This is a genomic window from Thermodesulfovibrionia bacterium (assembly GCA_030646035.1).
Taxonomy (GTDB): Bacteria; Nitrospirota; Thermodesulfovibrionia; order UBA6902; family UBA6902; genus JACQZG01.
The window spans coordinates 301,589-308,689 of sequence record JAUSMY010000030.1 but is presented as its reverse complement, the minus strand read 5'-3'; the positions used below and the strand labels follow the sequence as shown (position 1 = coordinate 308,689).

Below are 7,101 nucleotides of genomic sequence, written 5' to 3'. Positions count from 1 at the left end.
CACCTCAACAGTGCTGATAACCGGTGATGATATCACAATAAAGGGTTATAACGTTGCTGCTGATTTACTGACAGCAAACATAAGCGGGGATGGAGACGGAGACATAACAGTCCACGCTGAGAACAATGCAACACTTAATGCTAATCTCACAGCCGGTGATGATCTCACAAGCGACATAGATGTCGATGCTGATGAGGGGATTGCGTGGCAGACGGCAGGCGATATGCAGGCGGGCGGAAACGTATATATTAACGGCTGGTCAGGGGTCAACCTTGACGGCACAATAGGCGACGGAGCTGCAGCTATCGGTATAGATGTAGATATCGAGTCTGCAAATGGGACTGTCACAATTGACGGAGACATCACGGCAAATGATGATGTGCTTGTGGATGCAGCCAACAATATTGCTGTAGGAGAAGATACCGCTGGCGTAGCTATTATTGCAAATGATGATAACCCTGGAAGCACTCTTGGTAATGTTGAGATGAGAGCTGATACTGACTCAAACAGCGCCGGCGACCTGACGATGTCTGATTCATCATCAGTGATAGGTGAGAGGGTAGTTCTTGAAGGCTACAATATCTTTGCAGACCTCGTAACCGCACGTAACGATCAGGATGCCGACACAACGGTCATCACAATAAATGCACAGGATTCCGTTGATATGGATGATGATGTGACGGTGCTCAGTACAGCCAATCCTTCAGGCAATATAGACATCGATGCTACGCTCGGAAGCATCACCCAGACAGAGGGCGCGCTGATCACCACAATAAATGGCGAGCTCTTTGTAGATGCTAAAGACGGAATATTTGGCACTGACATCACAGACGTTGATACTGCTATAGAGACTGATATTGCTGAAATTACCGGCAGAAATACAGACACCGGGAATATAGATATTGACGAAAGAGACAGCACTTCCCCTAACGGCCTGATCATCAACGGCCTGACGCAGGAGAACGATGGTGACATAACCGTTGACGCTGATAATGATATTACAGTCAGCGGTACGGGTGTCGGTGTGACTGCAAGCGGAAACGGAGAGGTTGATATTGAGATGACCGGCGCTTCCACCATCTTTGACGCTTTTGGTGATATTACAATTAATGCTCAGATAAGCACCGGCGGTTCAAGCCCGGACGGGACAATAACAATATTGAATAGCGGTGAGGTAAACGTAGCTGACGGCTCTGACATTGCTATTAATGCTTCTATCACAACGGTCGGTGGCTCCATCGAAATCGACACGACAGAGGGCCGCATCGATGTTGATGCACCGGTGACGGCGGGTAACCTTGGAACGATTGATATAACCGCTAACGGTGACGGTGTAACGCCGGTCTTCGGAAACACAGTAGGTATACTTGAGATCAGCGACAATATAACATCAGATCTCGGTGACATAACATTAGAGGCTGACGACAACGTGCGATTTGACGATGTGCTCTCCGACGTAGTCTCGCAGGAAGGTGATGTAGAGGTGACCGCTGATATGGACGATACTAATAACGGTGCAGGCGGAGAGATCTACATGCTTAACGGGTCACTGATAGATACCGGAACCGGGACTATCACATTGAATGCTGATGAGCGTGTAACAATTTCCCAGCTTATCACTGGCAACGATTCAGATACAGCGGTTGTGGTAACGAGTAAGAATGCCGACATAGTTGATGGCGGCGACAGCGCGGGCGGCGTAAATCCGAGAACAGAGGATATAATCGCTCCGGATGGACGCATAGTTCTCAACGCGGTGACAGGCATTGGTTCGTCATGGGCGATACCATCAGCTGGTAATATAACTACTGCCCTTGAGATAGATGCTGATTCTGTAGATGCGGAAAATATCGATACAGAGCTTTACACAGTAGTGACCGCATCAGGCAATATCGATCTTCTGAACAGCTGGGACATAGACGTCGTACAGCTCGTAAACGGGGTTTTAAATGATGAGAACCCGGCCACGGGCATGATAACGCTCAGGACGATCGACGGCACGATAACACTGCTTGCTGATGATGGCATAGGGCCAGATGCAGAGGGTGTTAGTGCAATTGACGGCAATATCATACTGGATGCAAATGAAACAAACTTAACGGACGACAGGCTGAGCAAGCTGATCATCAATGCTCCGATAAGAAATACCGATACCGGCAATATAAACCTTACTGCTGATGACAATGTCGAGTTCGGTATTGAAGGTGACGTCACCATAACAGATACCGGTTTATTTGTTGATCAGCTGACTGCAGGCGATGTAATAGTCGAAGCTGATGCTGATCTTGATTTCAGTGGCGCAGGCGCTTCTGATGCCGGTGCTGGTGGTGCCATAATAATGTCAGATAATAATAATGTGATTATCACAGTGGCTGATGCAACGGTGATAGACGCAGGCATAGGCCTTATAAGAATGTCTGCTGACGAAGATATAATCGTCGGTCAACTAAAAACTGATCATAGTGTTGCAACTGAGATTGAGGTGATACTTGAGACTGAGAACGGCGCTATCCTCGACGCAGGTGACAGCAATGACATCAATGACCCATCGACAAGCACATCCGACATATTAGTCGATACGCAGTACGGTTCTGTTGCTCTCATTGCAAAGCACGGCATCGGCACTGACGCTAACTCTATCGAGACAACCTTGAGAGATGTGGCAGCCACTACGGTTGACGGTGACATACATATTCGCGACGTAGATGTAATTACCATTGACGGGCTATATGTTGTCGATATGAGTGGTGTGAGTTCATACGCATCAGTCAGGCCCCCGCTCAAGGGCAGTCTTCTGCCTGACGGTGTGACCATAACAGGCGGCATGGTCAACGACAATATAACAATTGTGGCTGAGAGCCCGCTAACCATCAATGCTCAGGTAACCAACACCGGCGGCAGCGCAGGCGAGCCGTATGAGGTTGGCGCAGGCGATATCATGCTTATTGCTGAGGGCCAGGATGTTAATGACGATATTATACTCAATGACAATGTGACAGCTATATGTGCAAACAGTGTAAATTGTAATTTGAACGGCTGGGGCGATATAACCCTATACGCCGGTGATGAAATCGCACAAAATGGAGATGTAACAGTCCATGCGGATGGTTCCGGAAATATCAATTACCATGCAGGAGTTGATTACAACAAGGGCGTGCTTAGGGTAGGTTTTGACAACCCCTCCGATACTGGATCTTTGGATGGTGACATCACAATGGCTTCAAGCGCTGTTGTAGAAAGCGTAACTGGAACTATAACGATGACGGCTCCGGACCATGTTGTGCTTGGCAGCAACCTGCTTGGAGGAGTGAGGACAGGCGGAACGGTGGACATCACAGCTGATGACGACACATATGGACTTGCAGATGGGTTAGGCGCTATTAATGCCAATACCCATCCTTTTGAAGATGATCTTGAGATAAAAGCTCCTACTATTATTCTCAACGCTGCTTCAGGCATCGGTATCGAAAGGCTGCCCTTCCCGGATGTTCTCCATATCAACGGAGAAACAGTGACAGGGAACGTAACAAGTCCGGACGCTGATATAAATATCCATAATGCTGCCACTACAGATACAGTTATCTCACTGATAGCCAGTGGTGATGGCGACGACGAAGACGGCGATGGCTCAAATATTACCTATGACCAGACAGGTGGTTATGAGCTTGACCTGGTTGCGCTTACATTTGACGGAGATATTAATGTAACCAATGAAGGTGATATTGTTTCAAGGTTTGTAGCTGCCATGGATAATGACAGCATGACAGAGGATCCGAAGCAGATGATATTAGACAGAATAAATGAGTTGAAACGCGCAGACGGTCTTCCGGTACTGGATGAAGCGGATATATTCCAGACCATTACAGGCCGCGGTGATATCATTAATCCTATTATTACAACGCTCGTAGATGTTGCTGATAATTATGGCATAGTGGATGACCCATTCCATACTGACCCCACCGCCCCACAGGAGGGCGATGTATCCATAACAGCAACAAATGATGGTGATATTACAATCATAGATGTAATCGCTACTGATATAGTTGAACTGACAGCTATGACTGGCGACATTAATGGCGTAACCGACTTCAGTGGTGTAAGTAGTACCGTAAGTGATTGGAATAGAGGAGAGGGTGTGATCGATGCTTACAAGGCAGTGATAAGGACCGGGACAATAGGCCTTGAATTCACCCCTGTGCTTAATGTACAGTTCCTTGACCTCCTTCTTACCGAAGCCATAGATCTGAGGTCGGGCTGGATGCTCAGAGGCCCAAGGTTCCAGGATCAGAGGAATATAGAAATTGCCGAGTGGGAATATCAGAATGATCTTCTCGCCCCTGGTGTAGTAAGGATAGGCAACTGGTACTTTGAGAACCCGTCTCTTAACGGCCAGACCAATAGGGACCTAAGTGAGGCATACTACCAGTATATTAACAACGCAATCAGCTCATTTGCTGATGAATTAAGCCTGTCTGACGAGGCATGGAAGTACAGGGCCTTCCACGAGGAATCTATAGCTGTAATGGATATCTCGCTGGTGACGCCTCTTGGGGAGATGGGGTTGTTAGAGAAGGAGAAGGCGAAAAAGTAGGGCAATAACACCAAAGCATAGACGGATAGCTGCCTTGAGGCGGCTATCCGTCTTTTTATGCATACCTTAATCTTAAAAGGAGGATGGATCTGTGAAGAAGATTGTAATTGTTGCAATTGTTGCTGTGATGTTATTCTGTGCTAATTCATATGCGGCAGAAAAAGTTGGGTTTATTAATGTGCAGAAGATAGTATCTGATTCTGAAATGGGCAAGAAGGCCAATGCTGATATTCAGAAACTGAAGGACACAGAGAATGTAAAGATAACCAAACGGCGCGCTGAATTTGAAGAACTTAACAAAACATTTAAGGCTGAGAGTCAGAAAGAAGGCGCTGATCAGGCAGAGCTTAAGCTGCTGATCGACAAGATACAGCTTAAGGAAAAAGAGTTTAAGCGGATCGTTGATGATGCGAAGGAAATGCTTGCAAAGAAGGACAGGGATCTCGTTATAGATATACTGCTTAAGGCAGACCCGATCCTGAAGGATATAGCCAAAACCAAGGGATATGCCATGATATTCAGAGACAGGAATGCTCTTGCATACCTTGATCCGGCAGTAGATATAACGGATGAGGTCATCAAGAAGCTTGATAAAAAATAAATAGTACAAACAAGCAGCGGCTTTTAAGATATGCAGGCCGCTGCTTGTTATTTATTTATTAAGTGTTGGATGTATTCTGCATAAAAAGCCTCTCTGTTAATGTAATCTATATAAGTATTCCTGGTCAGTAAGCATGTTTGGTTAGAAGATGTACTAGCTGTTTATCGGATATAATGCGGGAGATGTATTTATACGTAACTGTGAGTAAAAAATGGTGGGCAGTCGCAGAATCGAACTGCGGACACGAGGCTTTTCAGGCCTCTGCTCTACCGGCTGAGCTAACTGCCCATGGATAGAAACTATAACTTATACTTTCTTTCGTTGTCAATATTTCATGGATAACAGGGCCTCTATCTTCTTCTCTATAATTGCCGGAGTTCTTCTTGTAGCGGGCTTCCCACCCTTTGACCTTTATCCATTGACATGGATTGCTCTTATCCCTCTTTTTATGGCCCTGAGGGATAAAGGAGCAAAGGCCTCTTTTTACATAGGCAGCCTGACAGGCCTTGTATTTTTCACAGGAGCACTTTACTGGGTATTTCACTCTATATACTATTACAGCAGCATCCCGGCTGTATTAAGTGTATTTATAGTTTTGCTGTTATGTCTTTTTCTGAGCCTCTATATCGGCCTGTTTTCTATGCTCTTTGCTTTAATATCAGATCGTTCACGGATGCCGGCTCTTTTCATAGCCCCTGTCCTGTGGGTAACGCTTGAAGTGGTGCGTTCTTATGCATTTACAGGCTTCCCATGGCTGTTGCTGGGTTATTCACAGTATAAGTTCCTCCCGATAATACAGATAGCGGACATTACCGGCATTTACGGTGTCTCTTTCCTTGTGGTTGCGTTTAACGGCGCGGTCTTTGATATAGCTGTTTCATGGCCCAAGAAGATCAGAAGGATGCCGCTGTTAGGTAAGTCGCATATAACTGCAGGTGTTGTGATATACGGCCTGCTGTTGGCAGCATCTCTTATATACGGCTTCTGGGAATTAAATAAATCACAAGATAAAGCCAAGACGATAACGGCGAGTGTTATTCAGGGGAATATCGGGCAGGATAGAAAGTGGGATGCTGCTTCAAGTAAGGAGATAGTTGATATTTACAAAAGGCTTTCTCTTGAAGTTGCCGCTGAATCTCCAGACCTCATAGTATGGCCTGAGGCTGCGCTGCCGTTCGTATTCAGTAAAGGTTCCTCCTCTGCAATTGACTTGCTTGATTTCCAGAAGGGTATCGGCATTCACCTGCTCACAGGAGGTATCACAGAAAACAAATCCGAGACAGGCGGGTCTGAGTTCGCTAACAGCGCTATCCTTATATCTCCAAAAGGGGAGGTTGTTTCAGTATATGATAAGATACATCTTGTTCCGTTTGGTGAGTATGTTCCCTTGGCGCGATTTTTCCCTTTTATAAAGAAACTGGTCATTGACATAGGGGATTTCAGGTCCGGCGAAGTGTATACAGTGATGGAGATGCCGCCGGCAAAAATAGCCAGCCTCATTTGCTATGAAATAATATTCCCCGGCCTTACAAGGAAGTTTGTTAACAAGGGTGCCAACGTCCTTGTGACGATAACGAATGATGCCTGGTTTGGGAAAACGCCAGCACCTTATCAGCATTTCTCCATGGCGGTCTTCAGGGCAGTAGAGAACAGAGTCCCTGTTGTCAGGGCTGCAAATACAGGCATATCAGGATTCATAGATACAAGAGGCAGGGTTATGGGAAGCAGCGGCATCTTTGTTCAGGCTAAGATGACAAAGGAGCTTTCTCTCGGGCCGGATGAGAAGACCTTTTATACGAAGTTTGGTGACCTTTTTGCTTTTTTGTGTATAATTAGTTCAGTGATATTAATAGCAAACTGCCTTTTCCCTGAACGGAAAGGTAAATATAAAGAAGGTTATTAGAGGTAA

Annotated in this window: 3 protein-coding genes and 1 tRNA gene; 3 read left to right on the top strand and 1 reads right to left on the bottom strand. The window is 46.0% G+C overall.

Annotated features, from left to right (window positions below):
- Both Q7U10_05130 and Q7U10_05125 read left to right on the top strand, forming a co-directional pair.
- Positions 1-4,591 (top strand): hypothetical protein (locus Q7U10_05130; protein ID MDO8281994.1); only part of this gene is annotated, 4,591 nt, incomplete at its 5' end.
- A 91-nt stretch (positions 4,592-4,682) separates the two neighbouring features.
- Complete coding sequence (locus Q7U10_05125; GenBank protein ID MDO8281993.1) at positions 4,683-5,192, top strand: OmpH family outer membrane protein; 510 nt, start codon at positions 4,683-4,685, stop codon at positions 5,190-5,192.
- 212 nt (positions 5,193-5,404) lie between these two features.
- On the opposite strand, the gene Q7U10_05120 is transcribed toward Q7U10_05125, so the two are convergent.
- Positions 5,405-5,480 (bottom strand) — tRNA-Phe (locus Q7U10_05120).
- 46 nt (positions 5,481-5,526) lie between these two features.
- On the opposite strand from Q7U10_05120, the gene lnt reads away from it, so the two are divergent.
- Entirely contained in the window at positions 5,527-7,095 is a 1,569-nt protein-coding gene (gene lnt, locus Q7U10_05115; protein ID MDO8281992.1) for an apolipoprotein N-acyltransferase, read from the top strand.
- Positions 7,096-7,101: the final 6 nt, after the last annotated feature.

Excerpts from the sequence above, each read along its gene's own strand:
- lnt (MDO8281992.1), top strand. The coding sequence starts at position 5,527 with ATGGATAACAGGGCCTCTATCTTCTTCTCTATAATTGCCGGAGTTCTT.